This window comes from Fibrobacter sp. UWB2 (genome assembly GCF_002210425.1).
Classification (GTDB): domain Bacteria; phylum Fibrobacterota; class Fibrobacteria; order Fibrobacterales; family Fibrobacteraceae; genus Fibrobacter; species Fibrobacter elongatus.
Genome location: NZ_MWQK01000002.1, coordinates 519970 through 545434 on the forward strand (window position 1 = coordinate 519970; position 25465 = coordinate 545434).

General features: G+C 50.1%; 20 protein-coding genes. 7 read left to right on the plus strand and 13 right to left on the minus strand.

Translation table 11 applies throughout. The features are described 5' to 3' along the window. Positions 1-16 precede the first annotated feature (16 nt). The 4 genes from pth to B7982_RS05630 all read left to right on the plus strand — a co-directional run bounded on the left by pth (position 17) and on the right by B7982_RS05630 (position 4701). Positions 17-571 (plus strand): aminoacyl-tRNA hydrolase, encoded by a 555-nt coding sequence (gene pth / locus B7982_RS05615; protein WP_088659899.1) that lies wholly within the window; start codon positions 17-19, stop codon positions 569-571. A gap of 106 nt (positions 572-677) precedes the next feature. Further along, positions 678-1781, plus strand: coding sequence for a glycoside hydrolase family 11 protein (locus tag B7982_RS05620; protein WP_088659900.1), 1104 nt, complete (start codon positions 678-680; stop codon positions 1779-1781). 194 nt (positions 1782-1975) lie between these two features. After that, positions 1976-3433, plus strand: coding sequence for an IMP dehydrogenase (gene guaB, locus B7982_RS05625; protein WP_014547067.1), 1458 nt, complete (start codon positions 1976-1978; stop codon positions 3431-3433). Positions 3434-3612: 179 nt separating this feature from the next. Continuing rightward, positions 3613-4701 (plus strand): expansin-like protein, encoded by a 1089-nt coding sequence (locus tag B7982_RS05630; protein WP_088659901.1) that lies wholly within the window; start codon positions 3613-3615, stop codon positions 4699-4701. Positions 4702-4766: 65 nt separating this feature from the next. Here the strand turns inward: B7982_RS05630 and gatA are convergent, their stop codons facing one another. From gatA to B7982_RS05655, 5 genes are all read right to left on the minus strand, one after another. Further along, on the minus strand, positions 4767-6185 hold the full coding sequence (gene gatA, locus B7982_RS05635; protein WP_088659902.1) for an Asp-tRNA(Asn)/Glu-tRNA(Gln) amidotransferase subunit GatA: 1419 nt from the start codon (positions 6183-6185) through the stop codon (positions 4767-4769). Continuing rightward, entirely contained in the window at positions 6185-6511 is a 327-nt protein-coding gene (locus B7982_RS05640) for a DUF4321 domain-containing protein (protein ID WP_088659903.1), read from the minus strand. The genes gatA and B7982_RS05640 overlap by 1 nt, the downstream gene beginning before the upstream one ends. Before the next feature lie 85 nt (positions 6512-6596). Further along, positions 6597-7733 (minus strand): cation diffusion facilitator family transporter, encoded by a 1137-nt coding sequence (locus tag B7982_RS05645; RefSeq protein ID WP_088659904.1) that lies wholly within the window; start codon positions 7731-7733, stop codon positions 6597-6599. A 120-nt stretch (positions 7734-7853) separates the two neighbouring features. Further along, positions 7854-8531 carry a uracil-DNA glycosylase gene (gene ung / locus B7982_RS05650; RefSeq protein WP_073423075.1) on the minus strand — a complete coding sequence of 226 codons (678 nt, stop codon included), beginning with the start codon at positions 8529-8531 and terminating at the stop codon, positions 7854-7856. A 16-nt stretch (positions 8532-8547) separates the two neighbouring features. Next, on the minus strand, positions 8548-9894 hold the full coding sequence (locus B7982_RS05655) for a class I SAM-dependent methyltransferase (protein ID WP_088659905.1): 1347 nt from the start codon (positions 9892-9894) through the stop codon (positions 8548-8550). A 97-nt stretch (positions 9895-9991) separates the two neighbouring features. On the opposite strand from B7982_RS05655, the gene B7982_RS05660 reads away from it, so the two are divergent. Further along, positions 9992-11482, plus strand: a complete 1491-nt coding sequence (locus B7982_RS05660; RefSeq protein WP_088659906.1) for a glycosyl hydrolase 53 family protein — start codon at positions 9992-9994, stop codon at positions 11480-11482. Between the two features lie 3 nt (positions 11483-11485). On the opposite strand, the gene B7982_RS05665 is transcribed toward B7982_RS05660, so the two are convergent. The 6 genes from B7982_RS05665 to B7982_RS05690 form a co-directional block, all read right to left on the minus strand. Next, positions 11486-12391 carry a TIGR02172 family protein gene (locus tag B7982_RS05665; protein ID WP_088660016.1) on the minus strand — a complete coding sequence of 302 codons (906 nt, stop codon included), beginning with the start codon at positions 12389-12391 and terminating at the stop codon, positions 11486-11488. Positions 12392-12484: 93 nt separating this feature from the next. Beyond that, positions 12485-13642 carry a GTP-binding protein gene (locus B7982_RS05670; protein WP_088659907.1) on the minus strand — a complete coding sequence of 386 codons (1158 nt, stop codon included), beginning with the start codon at positions 13640-13642 and terminating at the stop codon, positions 12485-12487. Between the two features lie 35 nt (positions 13643-13677). Further along, a complete protein-coding gene (locus B7982_RS05675) occupies positions 13678-14094 on the minus strand; it encodes a Fur family transcriptional regulator (protein ID WP_088659908.1) in 417 nt (138 codons plus the stop codon). Between the two features lie 74 nt (positions 14095-14168). Next, a complete protein-coding gene (locus B7982_RS05680; RefSeq protein WP_088659909.1) occupies positions 14169-15407 on the minus strand; it encodes a glycoside hydrolase family 18 protein in 1239 nt (412 codons plus the stop codon). 97 nt (positions 15408-15504) lie between these two features. After that, positions 15505-17127, minus strand: a complete 1623-nt coding sequence (locus B7982_RS05685; protein WP_088659910.1) for a glycosyl hydrolase family 8 — start codon at positions 17125-17127, stop codon at positions 15505-15507. 123 nt (positions 17128-17250) lie between these two features. Next, positions 17251-19761, minus strand: a complete 2511-nt coding sequence (locus B7982_RS05690; protein ID WP_088659911.1) for an ATP-binding cassette domain-containing protein — start codon at positions 19759-19761, stop codon at positions 17251-17253. Positions 19762-20118: 357 nt separating this feature from the next. Between B7982_RS05690 and B7982_RS05695 the strand changes: the two genes are divergently transcribed. Beyond that, positions 20119-20868 (plus strand): fibrobacter succinogenes major paralogous domain-containing protein, encoded by a 750-nt coding sequence (locus tag B7982_RS05695; RefSeq protein ID WP_088659912.1) that lies wholly within the window; start codon positions 20119-20121, stop codon positions 20866-20868. Positions 20869-20995: 127 nt separating this feature from the next. Here B7982_RS05695 and B7982_RS05700 read toward each other — a convergent pair whose 3' ends face one another. Further along, positions 20996-21595, minus strand: coding sequence for a hypothetical protein (locus B7982_RS05700; protein WP_088659913.1), 600 nt, complete (start codon positions 21593-21595; stop codon positions 20996-20998). Then, a complete protein-coding gene (locus B7982_RS05705; protein ID WP_233138386.1) occupies positions 21592-22521 on the minus strand; it encodes a YihY/virulence factor BrkB family protein in 930 nt (309 codons plus the stop codon). Before B7982_RS05705 ends, B7982_RS05700 begins: the two co-directional genes overlap by 4 nt. Before the next feature lie 308 nt (positions 22522-22829). Here B7982_RS05705 and B7982_RS05710 point away from each other — a divergent pair, with 308 nt between their 5' ends. Beyond that, complete coding sequence (locus B7982_RS05710; RefSeq protein ID WP_158212974.1) at positions 22830-25463, plus strand: carbohydrate-binding protein; 2634 nt, start codon at positions 22830-22832, stop codon at positions 25461-25463. Positions 25464-25465: the final 2 nt, after the last annotated feature.

Consider the following 25465-nt stretch of genomic DNA (forward strand, 5'->3'; position numbering starts at 1 on the left):
TTTTAAAGGTCTTATTATGTACTTAATTGTCGGTCTTGGAAATCCTGGAACGCAGTATTCGAATACGCACCACAATGCCGGTTTTATGGCAGTTGAAAAGCTCGCTGACCCGAGCAAGGACTGGAAATCGGAACACAAGGCGCTCACCATGAAGGTGAACATTGCAGGCGAAGAATGCCTCCTCGTGAAGCCGCAGACTTACATGAACCTCTCCGGCGAAGCGGTTCAGGCGCTTATGACGTGGTACAAGGTCAAGGTTGATCATTTGCTCGTTTTTAGCGATGATATTAATTTGGATGTTGGCCGTATCCGTTGCCGCAAGGACGGCAGCCACGGCGGTCAGAATGGGCTACGCAACATTATCGAGCATGTGGGCGACAAATTCCCGCGCATCCGCTTTGGCGTGGGCAAATGCCCTCCGAAATTTGACCTCAGCAACTGGGTTTTGGCGAAGTTCTCGCCCGAAGACCGCCCGAAATTCGATGAAGCAATCGCAAAGGTCCCTGCCCTTGTGGAATGCTACTTTAAGCTCGGCATGGAAAAGTGCATGGAACGCTACAACGGGAAGTAAAGCCGTTATATGCAACGGATACATTAAAATTGTTATGAGCTCGACTAGTGATTAACTTGTCGGGCTTTTTTATTATATTGAAAGTAACCTTTTGGTGGAGGTATGTATGGTGAATAAAATTATTATCGCTTTGAGTATGGGACTCACGGCGGGGGCATTGGCACAGGATTTTTGCAATACAGCGAAACATACTGGTGCAAGCAAAAAAGTGAACGGGAACGAAGTGAGCTCGTACAACGGTGTCGGTTACGAGCTTTGGTACGACAGGGCTACTTCAGGTTCGCTTACAATTTATGAAGATGGATCCATGGCATGTTCTTTCCAGAGTGCTGGAGACTACCTTTGCCGTGCGGGGCTTTCGTTCGATAGCGACAAGAAGTATGACGAACTTGGCGGCGATATGCTTGCGGAATTCAAGCTCGTGAAACAGAATATCAATGGTGCCGATTACTCCTATGTCGGTGTCTACGGTTGGATGGAAGAAGTTTCGAAATCCCCGAGCAAACTGGTCGAATATTATGTTGTCGATAACTGGCTGACGGGGTGGAGGCCTGGCGATTGGGTCGCTAGCCATAAGATGGGCGATTACACAATCGATGGTGCCAAATACTCCGTTTATTGGGGTGAACATACGGGGCCGGCCATCAAGACACAGGGCAATACGACTTTCTTGCAGTATTTCAGCATTCGTGAAAATGCCCGTGATTGCGGAGTCATCAATATTAGCGCTCACATGAGACAGTGGGAAAAGCTGGGCATGGAGATGGGAAAACTCTACGAAGCCAAGGTGCTTGGCGAAGCGGGGAGCATGAGTAACGGCGTTTCCGGTACGGCTGATTTCCCGCACATAAAGGTTTACGTCAAAGGTGAAGAAGTTCCGTCGTCCAGTTCCGTTGCTTTAAGTTCAAGTTCTGTGGCGTCGAGTTCGTCAAAAATGGTGCCGAGTTCGTCATCGGAGAAGGTAGCGAAATCTTCGAGCAGTGTTGGCGGTTCTTCGAGTTCGGGGACCGATGCGATTCCGTTTACGGTACAGCGCTTTGACAAGGCGGGGATTTATCAAGTGTTCGATATGCAGGGAAATTTCCTCGGCAAGGTTGAACTGAAGAGTGGTTTGTCGCTTAAGCAGGCTGTAGCAAACAAGTTTGCTCGTTCGTCCGTTTATCTGGTCAAGCGTGGGGCCTTTGCCAAGACGATTGCTGTCGAGCGATAATACAAGCCGGGGCGTTACGGGGCGGCGACTGAGCGCCCGTTCGAAGGGGTGGAGAGCGACGTAGTGCGAACCAGGGGGAGGCTTCCCCCTTTTTAAAACGCTAACGAATAACCACTTTTTACATAATTCTAGTGGTTTAGAGCTAGGATTTAAAACCGAAAATTACTATATTCTATGCGCAAAAGAGGTACTTTATGAAACTTTTGCCAGAAGCTTTGACGTTTGATGACGTCTTACTCGTTCCCGCTGAATCTTCTGTTCTTCCGGCTCAGACGGATGTGAGCACCCAGCTCGCCCCGAATATCAAGCTGAACATTCCTATAATCAGTGCTGCAATGGATACCGTTACGACGGCTCCGCTCGCTATTTCCCTTGCTTTGCAGGGTGGCCTCGGCATTATCCACAAGAATATGTCCATTGAAGACCAGGCTGAAGAAGTCCGCAAGGTCAAGCGCTGGCAGTCCGGTATTGTGACCAATCCGGTGACGCTCGATGCCGATGAACCGGTGTCTGCTGCTTTTGAACAGCGTGCTCGCAACAAGGTGAGCGGTTTCCCGATTCTCTCCAAGGGTAAGCTCGTCGGTATGCTCACGAGCCGCGACCTCCGCACCGTTAGCGACATGAACGTGAAAATCAGCACGGTCATGACCAAGAATCCGGTGACGGCAAGCCCGAAGGTGAGCCTCGCCAAGGCGAAGGAAATCCTCGCCGAAAAGCGCATTGAAAAGCTCCCGCTCGTGGACGCTTCTGGTGCTTTGAAGGGCCTCATCACGATGACGGACATCTTGAAGCGCGAAAACAACCCGAACGCAAGCCTCGACAAGAATGGTCAGTTGCTCGTTGGTGCTGCTGTTAGCACTTCTGCAAATACTCTTGAACGCGTCGCAGCCCTCGTGGATGCTGGCGTTGACTTGTTGATTATCGATACGGCTCACGGCCACCACATCGGTGTGCGTAACATGGTGAAGACCGTTCGCAAGAAATATCCGAAGCTCACGATTTGCGCCGGTAACGTTTGCACGCCGGAAGCTGTCGAAGAACTCGCCAAGTGCGGTGCCAACATCGTCAAGGTGGGTATCGGTCCGGGTTCCATCTGCACGACCCGTATCATTGCTGGTGTCGGTTACCCGCAGTTCTCCGCTGTCGTGGAATGCGGCAAGATGGCTCGCAAGGTCGGCGTGAAGATTATCGCTGACGGTGGCCTCAAGTTCTCTGGCGATATCGTCAAGGCTTTGGCTGCTGGCGGTCACGCTGTGATGGTGGGCTCTCTCTTTGCCGGTACCGAAGAAGCTCCGGGCGAAGTCATCCTCGCTGATGGCCGTAGCTACAAGAGCTACCGCGGCATGGGTTCTCTCGGCGCCATGAAGGCTGGCTCTGCTGACCGTTACTTCCAGGGTGGCGTTCAGGAACCGCGCAAGTTTGTTCCGGAAGGCATCGAAGGCCGTGTTCCGTACAAGGGACCGCTCCGCGACACCGTTTACCAGCTCATTGGCGGTATCCACTCTGCTATGGGTTATGCCGGTGCTGCGAACCTCGAAGAACTCTACAAGAAGGCTACGTTTGTCCGTATCACGGGCGCAGGCCTCCGTGAATCTCATCCGCACGATGTGACCATCACGAAGGAAGCCCCGAACTACAGAACGGGCGACTAATCGTTTGCTGAATGCCCGAGACTTAATCGGGAAAGCGCGCCTTTTTGGAAATGATTATTTAAGAGACCCGTAACTTGATGTTGCGGGTCTTTTGATATATATTGGTGAAAAGGAGATGCTCTGTCATTCTGGAACGAAGTGACGGGATCGACGGGCATGACAGCAAGGTAGCGTTTTTTATGAATAAAAGGTCACGTTCGAGTTGGTTGTTGGCGGCGGTGCTCGCAGGTTCGCTTGCGGTGCCGTTTGCGTTTGTGGCGTGTGGCGATTCGACTGATGGTGCGCCGGTTGCTATGGGCGAGGATCTATCTTCTTCCGAGATGTTGGCGGAATCTTCGTCTTCTCAAGAATCCGCGAAGCCATTGAGCAGTTCTGCGAAAATTTCTGCAAGTTCCAGCTCGGTGAAGTCCGAAAGCTCGAGCTCGGAAAAGTCCGCGGAATCTTCTTCTGAAAAGGTCACGCAATCATCAAGCTCTAGTGCCGAGAAGGCCGCAGAATCGTCTTCTTCCGAGAAGCCTGCGGAATCGTCGGATAGCGGTGTTTGCACGAACTGCGATAGCTATACGGCGGCAGACCCGACGCTTGTGGAAAACGGCGGTAAGGGCTCTGTGACAACTTACGGGAGCATCACTGCGAAAGAAACGAGTCTCGGTGGCGCCTGCAATTACGGACAGACGAATATTCAGTATTATGCGGCTATCCATGTGAATGTCTCGCCGGGCGATGACAAAGGCCCGTGGGATGGCGGCGCTGCTTGCGGAGGCTGCGTTCATGTGAAGGCAAAAACGCCGGATGGCTGGAAAGAAGTGACGGTACGCATTACGGACCGTTGCCCGGATGCAAACTGCGGCGTGGATTTGGGCGGTGCGCCCGCTAGCGATATCATGGGAATCCAGGTCGGCCGCTACTACGGTGAATGGGAATTCGTGAGCTGCGAAGGTGTTGAAGGCGTGTGGGGTGATTCCACATCCATTTGGGTCAAAGAAGGTGCAAGCACGTATTGGAGCATTATCCAGGTTCGTAACCCGAAAGATGCTGTCCGCAAAATCGTGTTCAATGAGTTGGATGGTGACAAGTCTTATACGCTTGAGTTTGTTGTGGGGACGGAAAACTTCTGGACCGTTCCGCAAGAAATTTTGCAGTCCAATAAAAAATATAGCGTAGTCGTTACGTATCGCAGCGGTACTGACGATGAATGGATTTTAGAAAGCTCCGAATTAACAATTCCTGAGGCGAACCTTTATCTGTACGAACACAGGAAGGAATAAAAAAAACGGCGCCTTGGTGGGCGTCGTTTTTTATGAGAGTCGCGGCTTTTAAAGTCGCACTTTTTTTACTTGTTCAAGCGTTCCGTTGCTTCGGCAACTGCGAGCAAGTCTGCTTCCTGGAACGGCTTGCCAATCCACTGGAGGCCAACTGGGAGTCCGCCTGCCATACCGCACGGAACGCTCACGCCCGGGAGACCGGCGAGGTTCAAGCTGACGGTATAGATGTCGGAGAGGTAAACGGCCATCGGATCGGATTCGTTCATGCCGCACTTGAGCGGGAGACCCGGCATCGTCGGGCTTGCAATCACGTCGCAAGTCTTGAATGCTTCAGTGAAGTCGTCCGTGATGAGGCGGCGAACCTTCTGGGCCTGCACGTAGTAAGCGTCATAGAAACCGGCGGAGAGAACGTAGCTTCCGAGGAGGATGCGGCGCTGCACTTCCTTGCCGAAACCTTCGCTGCGGGACTTGGCGTAAAGGTCGAAGAGCTTACGAGCTTCGGGACTGCGGTAGCCGTAACGCACGCCGTCGTAGCGGCTGAGGTTGGAACTAGCTTCTGCCGTTGCGATGATGTAGTAGCTGGACACAGCGTAGCTGATGTGCGGGAGGCTCACTTCCTTGATCGTGGCGCCTTCGGCTTCCATCTTCTTGAGCATGTTTTCGATAGCGGCCTTGCATTCTGCATCGAGGCCTTCGCCAAAGTATTCCTTCGGAACGCCGATGACCTTGCCCTTCACGCCAGTGCCGAGCTTTGCGGTAAAGTCTTCGGTCGGGCGAGTGCTCGTGGTGTTGTCGTGCGGGTCAATGCCGCAAATCGCACCAAGGAGCGTTGCGCAGTCACGAACGGTTGCACCGAACGGACCAATCTGGTCAAGAGAGCTTGCGTAGGCGAGGAGGCCGTAACGGGAAACGCGGCCGTAGGTCGGCTTCAAACCGACAACGCCTGTGCAGGCAGCCGGCTGGCGGATAGATCCACCCGTGTCGGAACCGAGAGCGCAGGGAACTGTGCCAGAGGCTACGGCGACTGCGGAACCACCCGAGGAGCCACCCGGAACGCGGGATTCGTCGAGCGGATTCTTGACCGGGCCGTAGTAAGAGGTTTCGTTGCTGGAACCCATGGCGAATTCGTCCATGTTCGTCTTGCCGACGATGATGGCGCCTGCGGCTTCGAGCTTTTCGAGAGCCGTTGCGGTGTATGGAGCAACAAAGTTGTCGAGAATCTTGGAGGCAGCCGTGGTGCGTGTGCCGGTCAAGCACATGTTGTCCTTCACGGCGACCGGGATGCCATCGAGGGCGCCCAGAGATTTGCCTTCGGCGCGGCGCTTGTCGCTTTCCTTAGCGCGTTCGAGAGCGCGGTCGTTCAGCACCGAGATGTAGGCGTTCAAATTCTTTGTAGATTCAATTTTTTCGAGGGAAGCTTTTGCGAGCTTTTCGGCAGTGGTGCTGCCGTTAGCCAGTTGAGCCTGAAGTTCCTGAATAGTCTGCATTATCTTTCTCCGGACCATTTCATGATGTAAATAGCTAAGCCCATGCCAACTGCACCTAAGGCATTCCCTTTGAAGCCAAAACCAAGTGCAAATTTGACAAAGTACAAATCAATGACGACGGGCTGCGGTGTATCGCCAGAAAACCCGATACTGAAATCGGGACCTTCTGTAAAGAAGGTGTGTACAATGTTATCGTAGCCACCAGCGTTCAAGAGGACTCCGAGTTCTCCAAACAAAGCTCCGAGAGCTTCGCTCAAGATGCCGCCCAAAATAAGGCCGACAAAAATGAATAGTAAGAGACGTCCTAGTGAGTTCTTGTGAGTCATGCCGCAAATATAGTATTTTGGAAATGAGTTACTAGTTATTAGTTACTAGTTACTAGGGGATTTTTATCTCTCGTCTATAAGCTCATTAACCTAAATCGATGTCGGGTGAAACTTGAATCTTGTAATCGGGGTAGAGCTCTGCCGCTTCGCTCTTGATGGTATCGAGGGCTTCCTGGGCGTTCACGCCGAATTTAATGACCACGTCAAAGCGCATTTCCTTGGCTTCGATATCTACGTAAAAACCGTGCATCTGGAGAGCCCAATTGTGAGATTTGACTTTATTTGAAATCGTGTCGCGGATTTTGGCGGATTCGTCGTTTTGGGTATTGTAAGAGTAGACTCCGATAGCGGTGAGGATGACGCCTGTTTCGCGGTAGACTTTCTTTTCGAGTTTGCGGGTGAGGGAATCCAGGTTGGCGACAGTCATGGAGTCGGGGAGTTCCACGTGCACGGAGGCGAGTTTCTTTTCTGGACCATAATCGTTAATGACGAGGTCGTATGCACCGTGGACGCCTTCTTCGCTGCGGATGAGGCTCTTGATTTGCTTGGTGAGTTCGCTGTCATTTTTCTTGCCGAGCAAGTCGCTCACGGTGTCCTTCAACATTTCAAAGCCGGCCTTGATAATGAAGATGGAAATGAGGACGCCAACGTAGGCTTCGAGCGAGAGACCTGTGAAAATGAAGATGAGTGCCGAGGCGAGAACGGAAAGGGAGAGGATGGCGTCGAAGAGCGCGTCGGAACCGGAGGCGATGAGCGAACCAGAATTTACGCGTTCTCCTTGCGATTTCACGTAACGCCCGAGGACGACTTTCACGACGACGGCGATGGCGATGATAATCAGCGAAACTGTGGAGTAATCGGCTTCTTCGGGATGGATGATTTTCTTGACGGATTCCACGCAAGAGGTGATGCCCGCGTAAATCACGATGGAGGCGATGACCATGGCGGTTAGGTATTCAATGCGGCCGTAACCGAGCGGGTGCTTTTCGTTGGGCAATTTTCGCGAGAGCTTGTTACCGACAATCGTGATGATGGACGAGAGTGCGTCCGAGAGGTTGTTCACAGCATCGAGAACGACGGCAATGGAGTTTGCCATAAGGCCGATAACCGCCTTGACGCTCGCGAGAATGACGTTGGTGACAATCCCGACAACGCTAGTTCTGACGATGACCTTATTGCGGTTTTCTTCGTTGTGCTTTTCTTCATTGCAGTTCTTTGCCATATGATTCTCCTACTAATTTTTCTTTGGATTATCGCTTTGCTCTAATCCCAAATGCTAACCTCGGTCATGCCAAAACAAGTTTTGTCGCGACTCTCGGCTTTCGCATTTGTCGTCTCTCGTCTATTTTATGCTCCAGTCGATGGGTTCGAGCCCTTTGCTGACAAGGTAAGCGTTTGCCTTGCTGAAGTGCTTGCAACCGAAGAATCCGCGGTATGCTGAGAGCGGGCTCGGGTGCGGAGCGGTAAGAATCAGGTGGCCACGGTTTGGCGCGATGAGAACCTGTTTTTTAATCGCAAAACTGCCCCAGAGCAAAAAGACGAGGTTCTCGCGGACTTGCGAAAGTCGCTGGATAATCGTGTCCGTGAACTGCTGCCAGCCAATGCCTGCGTGGCTTGCCGCCATGTGGGCGCGCACCGTGAGTGATGCGTTCAAAAGCAAAATTCCCTGGTGAGCCCAGCCTTCCAAATTCCCGTGTGGCGGCGGCGTGATGCCCAAGTCATCATGAAGTTCCTGGAAAATGTTCACGAGGGATGGCGGCGGTTCAATGCCAAATGGCACCGAGAAGCAAAGCCCGTGAGCCTGACCTGGATTGTGGTACGGGTCTTGTCCGATGATGACGGCCTTGACTTTATCGACGGGGCAATAGTCGAGGGCTGCAAAAATCTGCGGTCCAGGAGGATACACCACGTGATGCTCCGCGTGTTCCTGCAAAAGTTTTGCCTTGATTTGCTTAAAATACGGCTGTTCGAACTGGTCGGCGAGCAGTTTTAGCCAAGATTCTTCAAGTTTGACGGACATAATAGCTGTTATTGGGTTATAGGTTCTTTACAGAATTCGCGAGTATCGCGATTTTCTCGCCGTCGAGGCGTGTGTAGAATAGCGTTGCGCTGTTTTTGCCTTTGGGCTTGAGGCGCTTGATTTCTTGGTCGGGGTCGACTTTGACGCCTCGCAGCTTGAGCGTGAGTTTTCCGATGTCGTGCGATTTGAGCATCGCGCGGACGGCGCCTGTCGAAATCTCGGACGATTCCAAAATCTCGTAGTTGGCGAAAGCGGGGGCGGGGAGCGGCTTTTCGCTCGTCACGTAAGCGATGCCTGGCGAAATCAGGTGTGTTGTTGCGTCGTGGGCGATGGCGACCACTCCAAAGAGGTGGCTGCGGAGCAACACCGGCGCGGGTTCTGCGATGAACTTTGAAATCCCGCCGAGTGGCAAGTCGGATTCGCTGCTCGATGTGCGGTAAATGCGGTCGCGGCCTTCGAGCTCGTAATTGTGGTCGTATTGCGATTGTTCGCTCTCGTTGCGAGCTTCGCGCTTCTCGTCGCGGGCGAACGTCCAGTTGGCAATTTCGTTTCCTGTTTTGTCGACCATTACAGCGCGGACTTGGTCTGGATTTTGGGCGAGTTCGCCGAACAGCACTAAGCATTCGCGGCAGTCCGTGCGGGAGCCAATGTACAAGATTTCTGTGCCTCGCGGAATTTCGCAAATGGGGTAGCCAGGCGGAATTTTTGCCATGCCGCCTTTGTAATGCTTTGAAATCTCGATGACTTCTTCGAATGTGGGCGTGAGGTTGCGCAGGTCACGCTGATTCTCGCCTTCGATCGCTCGACGGGCAGGGTCAATCGTGAAATAATCGGCTTTGGGGCGGGTGAGCGTCGCATTCTTGGAATCGTTTTCTTTGGCGACTTCGCGGACATCTCCGAGAATGGTGTGTGCGTTGCAGGCTTCTGGCGAAACGCCACGCATTATGCAACTGTTGTAGCGATACATTGCAAGGCGGTTTTCGTCGAGGTCAACGCCAATTGCAGTTAGTTCCTTCGGCAAAAAGAAGGAATCGCCACCCATGCCACAGCAAAGGTCATGAACAGTTTTGCCGACGGCTTCGGGGCCGCTTGGCCACAAGTTTGCTTTCCAGCGTCCGATATCTTGCGCGGTGCTCTGTTCCAGCGCTAGTTTGTCGCAAAGGAGGAATGCGGTACTCTCGATTCCGAATTTCTCGCGGAATTTCGGCACAAGCGCCATATAGTCCATAATGACGGCTCGTTCTTCGTTGCTGAATTCCTTGGCAAGTTGCGTCGAAACTTGCAATGCATCCAATTTTTTCTTGGTTGCAAGCTTGATGAAATCCTGAACTTTAGCCGAAGTGAGTAAATCCGCGTTGAACATGCTAGAAATTTAATTTTTATGCGGGAATTTTACAATTTAAAATTTTGAGGATTGCCGATAAAGATGTATTTTTAAGGAAGAAAAGGACTGGGTTGGTATGAAGTTTTTGAAAAATCTTGCGGCGTGCGTGTCTTGCGCTTTTGTTGCTTTGCTAATGCAATCTTGTGGTGACGATACGGCATTGTCACCTGTTTATGCTTTGAGTTCTTCGTCTGTGCAAGAATCTTCGTCATGTCATTCCGGACTTGATCCGGAATCTTCATCGAGCGTGCCGGAGTCCTCGGCTCAAGAATCGTCGTCATCTTTTGAAAATTTATCATCTTCAGGCCAAGATGTAGGTGGTTCCTCGTCCTCGGAAACCTCTTTGTCGGCGGGGACAGAATCGTCTTCATCCGTCGCGACATCGTCTGCGGTAGAACCGACGTCGTCTGAAACGTTGCAGAGTTCCTCCTCGTCCGAAGCTCAGTCATCGGCGGCAGAATCCTCGTCATCGCAAGCGTCTAGTTCTTCTTCGAAAACTCCAAGCTCATCTTCCGCTCAACCTATAAAAATTGACTTTTACAATGGCGCGGATATTTCCGAAGTCCAGGAATACGAACGAAATAACACAAAGTTTTACGATGTCGATGGCAAAGAAAGCGACATTTTTACGATTCTAAAAAATCACGGATTCAACTCCATTCGCTTGCGCACGTTTGTATCGCCTAAGGCAAAGTACGGCTATGCGGCAAGCGGTTGCGGTCATGATTCCGAAGCGTATGGTGACAAGGACCATGTGGTCGCTTATGCGAAAAAAGTAAAGGCTGCGGGCATGGGGCTCCTTGTGGATATCCATTACAGCGATGTCTGGGCGGATCCTGGCAAGCAGATTATCCCCGAACGCTGGCGTAACGTGAACAACGCTGATGCGATGGCTGATTCCGTGTACGCATACACCAAGGATTTGATGATTGCTCTTAAGAATGCTGGCGCAACGCCGGACATGGTGCAGGTTGGCAATGAAACGACTCCTGGCATCTTGATCCACAAGCCAAACAGCAAAACAGACTGTTGGGGAAATGGTGTCGATAAGGCGGCGACTTCCGTCAATGGCGATATGGGAACTGCCGCAGGCAAGGCAAATGCCGCCAAGTATTTCAATGCTGGCATCAAGGCTGTTAAAGAAGTCTCACCGACAACGAAAACGGTGCTTCACATTGAACGTATCCGCAAAGAAGAAACAGTTAAATGGTGGATGGGTGTCATCTTTGATGACTATAAAATCCCTGCCGATGTGATGGGTTTCTCTGCTTACACAGCATATGGTGACGGCACACCCGATAAGTGGAAGAATTTGTTCAATACGATTACGACAAAGTATTCAAAATTGGAATTTATCGTTGCAGAATACAACGGTGGTGATTCCGATAACCACTACAATTTCGACAAATCCCGCCAAAAGACTCGTGAATCCGTCCGTGAAATGAACCGTTGGATCGGCTCCTTCTTCTGGGAACCGACTATCGGCGGCGCGTGGGGTTCGGGACTTTTTGACTGGCGCGGTAAAGACCTTTACGCAAACGCCAAAGCTTTCGAAGAGTTTTTCTAGGAACTAAACTTCCGCCGCCATTATGTCGGCAACGTCTTCCAGAATGATTCCCTTGAGGGCGTTTCTAAGCATAATATTCAATATGATATACTTTATAGGCCCAGGTGCAGGGATTATGTGGTATTTTATAGTCACAGCCAAGGCTAAGTGAAGCCGAATCTTTTTCCCGAACATTTCGTCTGGTTGAATTGATCTGCCAAAATATGCGGCTGTAAATTCCACCCAGTAATCGCGCAACTGTTGTTCTGTCATGTGAAATATTTGTTGCACGCTTTTTTTGGTACAAAGAATGTTGGTAAACATGTACAGAAAGGCTATATCAAAAAGGTAATGCCCATAGCCGAAATCGCCCATGTCTATCCAGTAATTTTCACCGGTCTTGTTTGAATGTACGATATTGCCAGGCTGGAAATCGTACTGTAGGCATCCATAGCTGTCAGGAACTAGCTCTATAGTGGCCTTCAAGATATCTTTGTACTTCTTGAATGTGAATAGCTTTGGAATGGCCTTGCGTATGGTTTCTTTATAGCACAAGAATTGGGTTGGGTCGCAGTTTATGCCATGAAATTTTTTCGCTTCTTCGGCGTGGATTTTGGCAATGCGGGGCAGGTCACTTGGATTGTCGTGAATCATCCTTGTGAACGAAATTTTTTCTTGCACTTTCTCATAGATTATGCCAAGGCGTCCCGATTGACTTTCTTCAACCATTTCGATTGCTGCAGGAGTTTTAAAGCCGACGGAAGCGATCTTTCTAGAATTTTCAAACTCTGCGATAATGTCTTCCTTGCGCCCCTCTGGTTTCATGAGCTTGAGCATAATGCTCGAATCTGTTTTAGAAAAGTAGCTTTCTCCGAAAGCCCCTTCCCCTTGCAATTCCCAGTCATTTAAATTGATCTGTTTGTAATTCATAATTATGAATATAAACAAAAAGGCGACTCAGTGATTGTCTGGTCGCCCTTTTTTCGAATTTTTTGCGGTTAAACAAATATTTTGTGATACCCGTTAAGCAAATGCTCTTTCGTCAAGGCATTTTTCAAGCTCGACAATGATGTCATCCTTGTTGTAGCCTTTGCCGATGAACACGACCTGGTTCTCGCGGTCGCCAAATTGAGTGTCCCAGTTTTCTTTGATTTCTGGATTGTCGTCAATGTACGATTGCTTTACATCTTCGCTCAATGCGTCAATCCAATACGAAACGGGCAAAATCGAGGAATTTCTGCCGGCCTGTTCGAATAGCTGTACGTCCTTGCTGGCATCCGAGAACCAGATGTAGCCCTTGGAACGGATGAGCTGTGACGGGTATCTGTTGTTGACAAATTCCATAAAGCGTGTTCTGTTAAACGGGCGCCTGGCTTCGAAAACAAACGATGTGATTCCGTATTCGTCTACGCAACCATTGTTCTTTCGACCTGGCTGGGTTAATGTTGCGGTAGCCTTTTGAATGGCCGAAGAGGAATCAATTTGATCGTAGTTGAACGGCTTTGTTGTCATTATTTTTTCGATGTCGATATCGCCGTTGACGGAATGGATAATCGGAGCACGCGGCTGGAAATCGCGAACGATAGATTCCACTTCCTTGAGCTGGTCTGCGCTGAGCAAATCGCACTTGTTCAAAATGATGAAATTGCAGAATTCAATCTGGTCGACAATCAGTGTCGAAATTTCTTCATCGCTCAAGTCGTACTTTTCGGCGAGGCTATCTCTTTCTTCTTTTTTCTGCTTTAATTCGCTAAGGAATTCGCGGTAAATTCTATCGCCATCGACGACTGTGACGATGGAAGTCAAGTAGACATTCGTATTTGGATTGTCTTCTTCGTAAGCGAGGAAACTGGCGCTCACCGCACCCGGGTCGCTGATGCCGGAGGCTTCGACAAACACGACTTCAATGGAATCGAGGTTGGAAATTTTTTCAACATGTTCAATGAATTCATCGCGCAACGTGCAGCAGATGCAACCGTTTTGCAATTCGAACATCGGGCATTCGGTGACGTTCGAACCGTTCTTTTTCAAGATTTCGGCATCGACATTGATGCTTCCCATATCGTTTACGATGAGGGCGACTTTTCTCTTTTCTTGTTTGAGAAGATTGTTCAAAAGCGTGGTTTTACCCGACCCCAAATACCCGGTGATGAGTACCACCGGTTTCTTATTCTTTTTCATAAGAATCCTTTGCTAAAAATTATGTAATTATGTTGTTAGGTCGCTAGGCGGCAGTTCTCACAGAGTCCGTAAAAAACAGTGCGGAATGGATCAAGTGCAAAACCGTGTTCTGCCATCAGGTGCGAACTCAGCTGTTCAAGATCGTGACATTCGAGATGGATGAGCGTGCCGCATTTTTCGCACTTCAGGTGAAAATGCGAAACTTCTTTGTGGCATTCTTCGCCCATGTATTGGAAGCAGGCGGCATTCTGTTCGCCAAGGAAATACTTTTGAACAACGCCCATCGCCACAAACTTTTCAATCTGGCGATAGATAGTTGCAATGCCGATAGAAATGTTCTGCTTCTGGAAATAAGTCGCCACGTCTTCTGCTGTGAAATGGCGGCCCTGCATCGCTTTGAAGCAGGAAAGGAGAAGTTCCTGCTGTTTTGTTTTGTATTTAATAACGCCCATGCTTATCTCGAAATTTGATAACTGTTATCAAATTATACTAAAGTAAAAGATATTTGGCAAGGGGAAAGGTATATTTACGGTTCCACTCTAAAAATAAACTTGTTCTTTAGGCGACTTTCATGGCCTTTGTTTTGTACGCTTTTTCCGAGTGCATCTACGCGCTTTGTTTGCGCATTCGGTTTTTTCGAGGCGTCTAGCCGAGAGCTCGTCGCGCGCTTCTTGTGAATGTCGCGGATTCCTGTCGTTTCTTCGTGCAATACAATAGCGATGCTATCGAGAATCGGATTTCCGACGCCTTCGATGTAGTCGTGAGAAACTTCCCAGACCATGATGCCGGCGTAACCGTTTTCCTTGACCCAACGCGATTTGACGGTGGAAGAATGCGGGTCTTCGAAGGTCACGTATCCGGTCGAAGATACGCCGTAGGGTTCTACAGCGACGCTGTCATAGAAGTATTTCCAGTCGGTATTTGTGACGATATCCTTGTATGCGATTTGCTTGGCGGTACCTTTGGTAAAGTCGGTGCCAGGGCCTGTTGCTCCTTGAAACTGAAAGCCAAATGAGGGTATGCCAAAGACCATCTTTTCTGTCGGGACGCCACGCTTTTTCCAATAGTCGCGCGTTTCTTCCCACGACCAGGTGGTATAACCTTCGTGCGGGTAGAGCGGCGAATCGAACATGGCTTTTTCGTCCCAGTCGCCGGTGATGTCGTAGGTCATGAATCCGAACCAGTCCAAGTTTTTCACGAGGACTTCGGCTGTGAACCATTTCCCGTAATAGGGCGAGCAGGGAAGTGCTGCCGAAAGGCTTTTGTCTTTGGGGAGGGCTTCGCGTAGCTCTGTGAGCAATTTGCTGTAGGCGATAGTGTCTGCCTCGGGGACGGGATTGTATTCCCATTCCCAATCCATGTCAAGACCATCAAGATTGTGGTCTGCGACGTATTTGACGAGGTTTGCGATGAATTTTTGACGGAGCGCATCGTTTGATGCTACGGGCACAAAATTGTCGCTCTGTCCGCCACCGCCAAGCGAGACGATGACTTTTGTACCGGCCGCATGGGCGAGCGTTACCATTTCGTCAAGGGCTCTGGGGTCTTCTGCTGCATCGCCTTTGAGCGTCCCGTCCGTGTTAGGCGTGATGAAACTCCACAGCACATGCGTTAATTTGTTGTACGGAACTTTATCTACAGTGTAGGCGGGCTTGTGCCATTTGCCCCAATCAGGGTAATAGCCGATAAACAGCGGTGCTGCCCACGCGGAGCAAATTCCGCCGAGCATGCAAAATGCTTTAAGTAAGTTTCTTGTACTAGACATATTTGTAATTTAAGTTTTTTTTATAAAAAAAGAGCGTACATTTCTGTACGCTCAGTTGTCAATCTCACCTCAATTTGGAAGTCACCCATTTACATTATTACTTCACGACCTTGTAAGTCTTGTTGCCAACAATGACGAGGAAGTTGCCTCTGCTGTTGATGCGGACTTCTTGCATGGGGGAGCTTGTCTTTGCAGACTTGAGCACGCGACCATTCATGTCCGTCACGGCGAACTTGGAGCCGACTACAGCGTTTTCAATAACGATGGCGCTGTTGGTGGACCAAACTCTTACGTTGTTGTTCAATCTGATTGTGGTGTTGATGGCCTGTTCCGGTTCCGGCTTTGCGTTCACCTTGTAGAGCTTGCAAGATTCGAACGAATAGAACGTCGTATCCTTAGCAATCTTGACACCGTTGTGTTCGTTGGCGGTGACTTCCTTTTCAGTCACTTCCGGCTTCGGCTTCCAAATCTTGAACGTTCCGCTCAAGTGGAGCATGGCGAGGTAGTGCACCAAGCCATCGTAGTAGCGGTACTGACCAGTCATGAGGCTTGCGTCCCAAGCCATCTTGAGATTCTTCTTGACGGCTTCATCATACTTTGAATCGTTGATCAAAGCCATTGCTGCCACAGCGTTTGCGCCAGTTTCGCCAAGCGTGTACTGTTCCTGCGGATTGGAACCGTCCCAGTTGAAACGGGCATGCTTGTAGTTGTCCTTTTCGAAGAAGTCGATGATGCGGCGGGCCATTTCTTCTTGGCGTGCAGAATCAGCACCGAAGAGGTAGTAGTCCATACCGAAGTTCATAGCGCAGCGCATGGCATCGTACATGTACTTTTCAGCATTGCCGTTGTAGCTTACGCCGTGCGGAGTACCGTCGAAGTTGTTGTAATCCGAGAACAAGCCGGACTTTGTGTTGGAGGATTTGTACAAGTGATCGCGTGTAGCCTTTGCAGCCTTGCTCCACTTATCCTGATTGGAGGTGGACCAGCGAGCGAAAAGATCAACGTAAGCCGGCAAGTCGTAAGACGGGTCGGAGAAGTTGTTTTCGTTGCCCTGCGGCTGGAACGTGATAACGTAATGTTGCGGGTTGAAAAGGCTATGCTGGCCGTTGTCCCACATCTTCTTCAAGATGTACTGGGCATCGTCCATGTACTTGCTGTCATTCCAGCGGTTCGCTGCAAAAAGTAGCGACATCATAAAATACATTTCGCCGTCCGGAGCGCAGTTGTCGTCACCGCCGGAACCGCTTTCGTTGCGCTGCCAAGCGAAGTAGCCATCCCAGCCACCGCTCTTGTGCCACATGTGGTTCTTGGCCCAGTTCCAGAGCTTGTCGAATTCTTCTTTGTGGCCGGTCTGCACAGCAATCATCATACCGTAAGACATGCCTTCAGAACGGACGTCTCTGTTGTTCACGTCGAGAATGTAAGCTTCGTTGCCCTTGTCGTAATAGACCTTGGAATTGTTGTCGCCCTTAAAATAATGGTTCCACAACTGATCCATTTTTTCCTGGATTTCTTCGTCGGTCTTGCCCAAGACGGTCTTGAACGGGCTTTCATAGTTACCGGTGTAGTAAGCGCCGGAATAGTTTTTTTCTTTATCGCAGTCCGGGCCGTAGTAGGCGCCGTTTTCGTCAAAGAAATTACCTGCGGTATCGGCTGCAGTGGCCATAGCGGCACTGAACAGCAAAGAGAGAGAGAATGCAGAAAGTTTTGTTGATTTCATGACAACAATTATATTTTCATTTAGGTCGTTTTTATAGTGGTTTCGTTAAAATCTCGATGTAAGTTTTTACAACAAAAACGCAGAATTTGTGAATCTGCAATTATATTGGATTTTGGTAAAGTTTTATTTTCGCTTTAGCTCTGCAACGTAATCTGCGGCATCAACAAAATCTTGTGCGTGTTCTATGGCGATGACGGTGTGGCCTGCGTTACAAAGCCCGTGAATGAGGCCGAGCAACTGCTGAATATCCTTTTGATGGAGACCGCGGGCGGGTTCGTCAAAGAGGAATAGCGTGTTTGGCGCTTTGGCACGTGCGAGCGTGATGGAAAGCCTGAGTCTTGCGCGTTCGCCGCCGGAGAGGTGCGCTGTCGTTTGTCCGAGTTTCAGGTAGTCAAGGCCTGTGTCTACGAGCGGTTTTAGCTTTTCGGCGAACGGCTTCATGTTTGTGAATAGCTTGTATGCACTGCCGATTTCCATGTCCAAAATATCGGCGATGGAAAGCGACTTGAATCGGATTTCCAAGACTTCATCGCGGAAGCGCTTGCCGAGGCACACGGGGCATTCGGATTCTTCGTAACCGAGCGGATCGTAGATGACGCCTTCGCCTTTGCAGTTCTCGCAACGGCCACCGGGGGCGTGCATGCTGAATTTGGAGGCGGTGTAGCCGCGCACTTTGCTTTCGGGGAGCTTCGCAAACAAGTCTCGCAATAGCGTGGTGAGGCCGATGGCACTCAAGACGGTGCTGCGCTTACTCCCGTGAAAATCTCCGGTCGTGAGAATCGAAAGAGCGTCGATGCCGAGCTTTTTGAATTCTTCGGCTTTGGCACGTTTGGCGATGTTTTCGAAAAGGAGTGTCGATTTTCCGCTGCCGCTTTGGCCTGTAATCACGCTGAATTTGTTGATGGGGAAGGTGGCGTTTACCGGCGCCATGTCGAACTTCGCGAAGTTCTTGACGAGGATTGCTGCGCTTTCTTTGGGGCTATGGATTGCCGCCGAGCGGGAATCCCCTTTTACTCCTAATTCCTTAATCCACTTTCCTGTGGGCGATTCCGGATTGTTCATCACTTCGTCGCGAGTACCTTGGAACAAAATCTCGCCGCCTTTTTCGCCTGCGCCTGGCCCCATTTCAATGATGTAATCAGCTCGCTTGATGATTTGCGGATTGTGTTCGATAAGCACGAGCGTGTTGCCGCGCTTGCGGATTTTTTCGAGGACTTTCCAAAGTGCAGAGACGTCACTAGCATGGAGACCGCTAGCGGGTTCGTCAAGGGCTATCAAAAGACCATTCAAGTGACCTGTGCTGAGGCTTGCGAGCTTGAGTCTTTGCAATTCACCTCCCGAAAGCGTTTGACCTGCGCGCCCTGGCGTGAGGTAGCCAATGCCCAAATCGTTGATGGCTTCAATACGGTCGAGGAGCGAATTGAATGTCGCCTTTAAATTTTGCCCGATTTTATTATCGAAAATTTTGTGCAAAAGTGCGGGCAATTCTGCAAATTCCGTCGTAAGAATTTGCTTGTAACTGACTTCGTCTACGGTGGCGTTCAAGTATGTTTTTTTGAGGCGGAGACCATTGCAGTGCGGGCATTCTGCGTTTTCGTCCTCGTCGCTTTCCGAGGCTTCCAAAATAAGTCCTGTGCCGTCGCAGTATTCGCAGACGCTGGTGCGGCTGTATGGCGAGAACGCGCGTGCGTCCAGGCTGGCGACGGTTTCGTTTGACTTTTGCGATTGATGCTGCTCATCGCTTGCATTCGGGCAGCACGGCTTTGTGCTATAGAACTTGCGTTCGCCAGCAATGTCAAGCGTGATTGCGGAATGTGTAAGCTTTAGCGTTCCGTCAACAGCTTCTGCGATTCGTGTGCGTGTGTTTTCACGGACGATGATTCTATCAACGATGATGAAAAATTCTTTGGGCGTCAAAACCTTTTCGCCAGGGAGCAAGTCTGCAAGCGAATACATAGTGCCATCGGCAATCGCGCGTGTAAAACCTTGCGCTAAAAACACCGCAGAAAGCTTATCCAACGTCGTGCGACTCTTGCCCTGCGCTTTCTTTTTGTCATTCCCGGCTTGACTGGGACTGCCATCAAGGTGAGTGTCGCAACAGTCTGCTTGCAGACTGTTATGACCGAACCGCTGGGGTTGGGGCTTTGGCCCCATCTCCTTCTCCGTTTCAATCTTCGCCAAGAACTGTAGCTTTGTCCCTATTGGCATTCCCGCAATTTCTCGGATAATCTCTTCGCGGCTCTGGCTCACCATCGGAGCTCCGCAAATGGGGCAGGCGGGCTTTGCAAATGCAGCGAACAATGTACGCAATGCGTTGTCGCATTCGGCGATTGAAAGTGCTGATGCTTTCGCGGGAGCCTCTCCGCGCGTGGCGGCAATCGCCAAGCTCGCCGGGAGTCCTTCGGCGCTGTCGAGCGGAATAGTTCGCTTGCCTCCGAGCAAATCTGCCGCAAAAGGTGAGAGCGTTTCAAGGTAACGTCGCTTGCTTTCGCCGTGGAGCGTGTCCATCACGAGCGTTGATTTCCCGCACCCCGACGGTCCGCACACAACTGTGATTTTCCCCAGCGGAAACTGGGCGTTGACATTTTTTAAATTATGGAGTCTGCAACCGCGAAGAGAAATAAAATCAAGCATCGTTTAAAAGATAATTATTAAGTGTGGAGGTCCTTTTATCAATGATTGCTAATATCGCCGAAGTTTGCTTCTTGAATTCCATGGAGGCTCGCTATGTGTCATTTCCACTAATTTTACGCTCCTTGATATTTTACTGTTCGAGGTAAAATCTACGATTATGAAATTTCTTAGTGGTTCTAGACATAAAATTGCCTGTTTACAGTCTAAAAACAATGATTTTGTCTCTTTGGGAAAAACGTGGTGGCTGTTAACGGGCGAACGGAATATCAAATAATGATTATTTTTTTTGCCCTATTCTGTTACGTTTCGTAAAATTAAATTATAGATTTCTTACAAAAAGCTTATTATGGAGGTCCTATGAAATACCTGAAACATTTGCGACTTTGGAGCCGCGTAGTGGCTGTAGGATCCCTGGCACTCCTTGCTGCTTGCGGTGGCGTCAGCGATTCTAGTAAGGTCACTGAACCTGCCGATGTGACTAACGGAAATCTTACCGACAGCCGCGATGGTAAAACGTACAAGACCGTGACAATCGGTTCCCAGACCTGGATGGCCGAAAACCTTAACTACGCCGACAGTGCCAATACCCCGAGCCTCAAGGGGAAGAGCTGGTGCTACAATGATTCGGTCGCAAATTGCGAAGCGGCAGGTCGCCTTTACACCTGGGCGGCAGCCATCGACTCGGTGAAACTTGCAAACGATGCCTCGAATTCGTTGGACTGCGGTTTTGGCAAAACCTGCGGTCTTTCTGGCAAGGTGCAGGGGATTTGTCCTAGCGGTTGGCACCTGCCTAGTCCGGCAGAATGGAAAACGTTGTTCGCGGCAGTGGGTGGCCAGGACAATGCGGGCAAGGTTCTTAAGTCCCAGAGTGGTTGGGACGAAAATGGAAACGGTACGGATGCTTACGGCTTTTCTGCACGGCCCGTTGGCTACAGGGAAGGGGATGGCTATTTCTACGATGGTGGCAAATACGCGTACTTTTGGTGTGCTACGGAGTTCACTAGCGGCTATGCCAACAACATGTACCTGCGCTACTACTATGGAGACGGGTATCTGTACGACTTCAGCAAGAACAATGCCTTCCCGGTTCGTTGCCTAAAGGACTAACAACAAGGGACTCTGCAGAAGTTCCGTAGAAAATGGACAGCTTTGGGCTGTCCGAAATTTGCAAAAAAAAAGCCCGCGCAGTTCACATACTGCCGGGCTTTTCTAATGGCTATTGAAGGAATTAAGCCTATTCCTTAAACGTGAATCTCAGTTCGCCAAACGGGCTGCGGAAATCTTTGTTCTTCAGGTTGTTTTCTTCGATGCCAGCAAAGAGCCTGTAACCGCCACCGATAGAAATTTCAAAGAGCTTTGTCATGCGGAAGTTGAACTGGGCCGAAAAGTCTGCGGTAAAGAATCCGTCTTCGGCCTTGAAACCGTCTTCGTCACCCTTGTCCATGAAGTCTACTTCGCCACCGCCGATGCTCACCGGGAGCGAAATCGAGAAGAATCCGTTGCGGTAAACGGTCGGTTCAGCAAAAACGCCGAAAGCATGGTAGTCAATCATCTGGGAATGGCGAACCTTCGGGTTCTTCACGTTGCTCATGATGGAAGAATGGTATGCACCAAAGCTGATGTAGGGGTTCAGTGCGATACCGATGCGGATGTTCATGAAAATCGTCCCGTCGCGGGCAATCAGCGAATTACCGCCGCTAACGCCAAAAAGGGCGCTCCATTCGGATTTTTCTGCCTGGCCCGGTTCGTAATCTTGGGAACCCTGGAGTTCGGCGTGGGAACTTACGGCGAGCGTGAGCGCCATGAGGATAGATGTCAAAAGTTTAGTTTTCATAGTCCGTCCGTGTTTCCTTCCCATCTCCAGTTCTTTGTGCTGACTGCGGGCCAGTGGCAAATCGTCCACACGAGACTGTTGCCGCACAAAATGATGGACCAGACGCCAAAGAGCAAGAAGAGGAATAGTGGAATAAAAGCTAGCGATCCATAGAAAATGGACATACGCGTGACCATAGCGGTCTGGATGAGCATCAAAATCTTCACGTAGATGTTGATGGCAAGCCAAGAAAGCAAAGTCGAGAGCATCGACGCCAAGAACAGCTTACGGCGGGTGTAGGGCTTGTGGCCTGCCGGGCGAGCCGGGAGCGCGTAAAGCATGATGAAAATCACGAGAAGGGCCGCGATGTGGAAGGCCGAGTACCAGAATACGGTGATGAGCGCCTTGATGACTTCGGGCGAAAAGTGGAATCCGTCAACGATGATGACCTTGAGCACGTTCTGCACGTGGTTCACGAATCCTGCGAACATGCCGACCACGGCTGCTCCGATGAGGAGGAACGGCGTGTAAATCTTAATCTGGCGAATCAAAGTTCTGGAAGTCTTGTTTTCCCAGACGACGTTGAAGTTCGTTTCGAGGCTTCCGAACGCGAGGATAAATGTGACAAAAAGACCGCCTGCACCGATAAATCCGAGTTTTTTGATGGGAATGTGTTCGGCGTTTTCGACAATGTCCATGATTTGCTCGGTCGGCCAGTCCAAATTGAGCATGTCAATCACGATGGGGAGGTAGTCCGAAATGAAGTTACCGAACCCGACGGCGAGCGTGATGGAAGTGAGCATGATGAGGAGTGGAACGACTGCCACGAGCGTCGTGTAGGTCAAAGATGCGGCACGGGTCATTCCGTGATAGTACAGGAACGACTTTCCGGTGACAACCATAATTTTGACGAACGTCGGAGAACGGGCTGCGATATGATCGAACAACCACTCCCACGAAAAATTTTTCCACCAATGCGGCATACTCGTGTTAAATATAGTTAAAGGAACGACTTACGAGAACTTTTGGCGCGTTTCGTTTCGTTTTTTTACGAAAAACTGTACTTTTTGTGGTCGAAATTTCCTAAAAACAGGTTTACTAATGTAGACAAATAATAAATTCCTTTTGTGGACTTTTTCTAGCAAATTATTGTTTGAAAGTTAAAAGTATAATAAAAAATGTGGACTTTTTATTGAAAAGAGATTATATTTGAAAGAAACAAGAGTTTGGTTTTACACCGTTAGGAGCGTTGTATATGGGATATAATCATAATTTCAAGGCTATTTTGGCAAGTTCGCTGTTGGCTGCGGGCTTGGCTGTTCCATCTTTTGCTGCGCCTCGTCAAATGGAAAACTTGACACGCGGTCTTGTGGCGTCCAATGTGGGCAAGGGTATGCTTGTCAGTTGGCGCTTGTTGGGTACAGATGACCCGACGACGGAATTTGTTCTCTATCGTGATGGAAAGAAGATTGCCTCGATTGGCAAGTCTGCCGGCACGAGCTACCTTGATGCTGCTGGCACCGCTACCTCCAAGTACACGGTGGCTGCCGTTGTCGATGGCAAGGAGCAATCTCAGGTTGGTTTGTCGCTCGTTTTGGATAAAACGGTCTCCAATAGCGGAAAATCCTTCCCATATAAGACTTTTAAAGTGGAGCCGCCTGCAGCACAGACTATGCCGAATGGTGAAACGTGCACTTACGTTCCGAACGATATGAGCACGGCTGACCTCGATGGTGACGGCGAATATGAATTGGTTCTCAAATGGGATCCGTCTAACGCTCACGATAACTCGCAAACGGGTTATACGGGTACGGTGTTTATCGATGCCTACAAGCTCGACGGCAAGCGCCTTTGGCGCATTGACCTCGGCAAGAATATCCGCGCAGGTGCTCATTACACGCAATTCCAGGTCTTTGACTACGACGGCGATGGCAAAGCCGAAATGATTGTGAAGACTGCCGACGGAACGATTGATGGTACGGGCAAGGCTGTGGGCGACAAGTCCAAGGATTATCGTGACGGTAACGGCCTTGTGCTTAAGGGGCCGGAATACTTGACTGTTTTCCGCGGTGCTGATGGCGCTGCGGTTTCGACGGTTGATTTTGTGCCGAGTCGAGACATCAACCAGCATGTGAAGGGCAAGGATGGCAAGGGCTACTGGGGCGACAACTACGGTAACCGTTGCGAACGCTACCTGGCTGCGACTGGCTACTTGGATGGCGTCCATCCGAGTGCAATTTTTGCACGTGGTTATTACACGTCTGCTTATGTGGTTGCGTATGATTTTGATGGCAAAACATTGAAGCAACGCTGGTACCACAAGTCTGAAGACCCGGGCAAGGGTCTCTATGGCGAAGGAAACCACAGCCTCCAGGCGGCTGACCTCGATGGCGATGGTTATGATGAAGTGTTTTTCGGTGCTGCAGCCTTGAATCACGATGGCACCCTGCGTTACCGCACTGGTCTTGGCCATGGCGACGCTCACCATATCGGTGATCTGGATCCGGACCATCCGGGGCTTGAATCCTGGGATGTGCATGAACACAAGGATGCTAAGTACACTGATGAATTACGTGCCCATGATGGTACGATTATCTGGGGAACGGCTCAGCCGAACCCTGGCGTAGATAACGGACGCGGCATGGCTGCTGACGTAGATTCTACCCATCGCGGTTACGAAATGTGGTCTGCAAAGGGCGGTGGAATGTTTACTGTAAAGCACGAAAAAATCGGTTCTCCGGCTGTTTCGCAGAATTTCCGCATTTACTTCGACGGTGACGCCTACGATGAACTTCTGGACGGTGCTTACGTGACCAAGTTCAATTCTAAGGATGTCAAGGCCGAGGTTTACTTTGATGGCCCGACGGCGCTTGGCGTAACGGGTTGCAATGGCACCAAGAATACTCCGAGCCTTATTGCAGACTTGTTTGGTGACTGGCGTGAAGAACTCGTTGTGCGCTCTGAAAAGGATCCGACGACGATTTATATCATTGCCACTCCGGTTACAAGCCCGCACCGCGTCTATACCTTGATGCACGACGCCACGTACCGTACTGCGGTTGCCTCCGAAAATACGGCATACAACCAGCCGCCGCATGTGGGATTCTTTATGCCGGACATGGTGAAGAAACTCAAACAGCCGGATATTTACGTGGTCGGTGAAAATGTCGTAGTGCCGGTCGATACGACTCCGGTTGTGAACGACGGTTTGTCTATGCTCGATGCTTCTACGCCGAAGGATGGTGTGGGGTGGACCGAAAAAACAAACGAAGGGTTCCTCAAGAACGGTTACTTCAATTTTGATAACACACTTTCTAGCTATGGTGTTTGGGAAATCTTCTCGAAGACCGAGGCTAAGACGACTTTGACAATCCGTTACGCCAATGGTGGAAATGCTGATCGTAGCATGGCTGTTAGCGTGAATGGCAAGTCGGCAGGTACGGTTAGTTTCCCGGCTACAGGATGGACAACGTATAAAGAGGCCTCTGTAGATGTGAAGCTGAAGGCTGGCGTCAATACGCTCAAGCTGACGTCGATGACAAGTGACGGTGGCCCGAATATCGATATGTTCACGTTCGGAATTGACGGCGTAGAACTTTACGATGGAACGCAGGTTGTTGACAAGCCGGTATCGATTGCGCCTCAGTCGTTCAGGCCGAATGTTTATAATCCGGTAACGGGAATTCTTAGAACGCGCGAAGCAGGCCTTGCTGAAATCTATGCCTTTGATGTGACAGGTAAGCTCGTTGGCGGAATCTCCCGCAATGTGACTGCCGGAACGTCTAAGGTGATGTTTGACCGCGAAATGCTCCCGCGTGGTGCTTACATGATGGTTGTGAAATTGAACGGTCGCGTGATTTCGAAGTCCATGCACAACGCTGCGAAGTAAGA

Coding starts and splice junctions, on each gene's coding strand:
- pth (WP_088659899.1), top strand. CDS start 17: ATGTACTTAATTGTCGGTCTTGGAAATCCTGGAACGCAGTATTCGAAT.
- B7982_RS05620 (WP_088659900.1), top strand. CDS start 678: ATGGTGAATAAAATTATTATCGCTTTGAGTATGGGACTCACGGCGGGG.
- guaB (WP_014547067.1), top strand. CDS start 1,976: ATGAAACTTTTGCCAGAAGCTTTGACGTTTGATGACGTCTTACTCGTT.
- B7982_RS05630 (WP_088659901.1), top strand. CDS start 3,613: ATGAATAAAAGGTCACGTTCGAGTTGGTTGTTGGCGGCGGTGCTCGCA.
- gatA (WP_088659902.1), bottom strand. CDS start 6,185: ATGCAGACTATTCAGGAACTTCAGGCTCAACTGGCTAACGGCAGCACC.
- B7982_RS05640 (WP_088659903.1), bottom strand. CDS start 6,511: ATGACTCACAAGAACTCACTAGGACGTCTCTTACTATTCATTTTTGTC.
- B7982_RS05645 (WP_088659904.1), bottom strand. CDS start 7,733: ATGGCAAAGAACTGCAATGAAGAAAAGCACAACGAAGAAAACCGCAAT.
- ung (WP_073423075.1), bottom strand. CDS start 8,531: ATGTCCGTCAAACTTGAAGAATCTTGGCTAAAACTGCTCGCCGACCAG.
- B7982_RS05655 (WP_088659905.1), bottom strand. CDS start 9,894: ATGTTCAACGCGGATTTACTCACTTCGGCTAAAGTTCAGGATTTCATC.
- B7982_RS05660 (WP_088659906.1), top strand. CDS start 9,992: ATGAAGTTTTTGAAAAATCTTGCGGCGTGCGTGTCTTGCGCTTTTGTT.
- B7982_RS05665 (WP_088660016.1), bottom strand. CDS start 12,391: ATGAATTACAAACAGATCAATTTAAATGACTGGGAATTGCAAGGGGAA.
- B7982_RS05670 (WP_088659907.1), bottom strand. CDS start 13,642: ATGAAAAAGAATAAGAAACCGGTGGTACTCATCACCGGGTATTTGGGG.
- B7982_RS05675 (WP_088659908.1), bottom strand. CDS start 14,094: ATGGGCGTTATTAAATACAAAACAAAACAGCAGGAACTTCTCCTTTCC.
- B7982_RS05680 (WP_088659909.1), bottom strand. CDS start 15,407: ATGTCTAGTACAAGAAACTTACTTAAAGCATTTTGCATGCTCGGCGGA.
- B7982_RS05685 (WP_088659910.1), bottom strand. CDS start 17,127: ATGAAATCAACAAAACTTTCTGCATTCTCTCTCTCTTTGCTGTTCAGT.
- B7982_RS05690 (WP_088659911.1), bottom strand. CDS start 19,761: ATGCTTGATTTTATTTCTCTTCGCGGTTGCAGACTCCATAATTTAAAA.
- B7982_RS05695 (WP_088659912.1), top strand. CDS start 20,119: ATGAAATACCTGAAACATTTGCGACTTTGGAGCCGCGTAGTGGCTGTA.
- B7982_RS05700 (WP_088659913.1), bottom strand. CDS start 21,595: ATGAAAACTAAACTTTTGACATCTATCCTCATGGCGCTCACGCTCGCC.
- B7982_RS05710 (WP_158212974.1), top strand. CDS start 22,830: ATGGGATATAATCATAATTTCAAGGCTATTTTGGCAAGTTCGCTGTTG.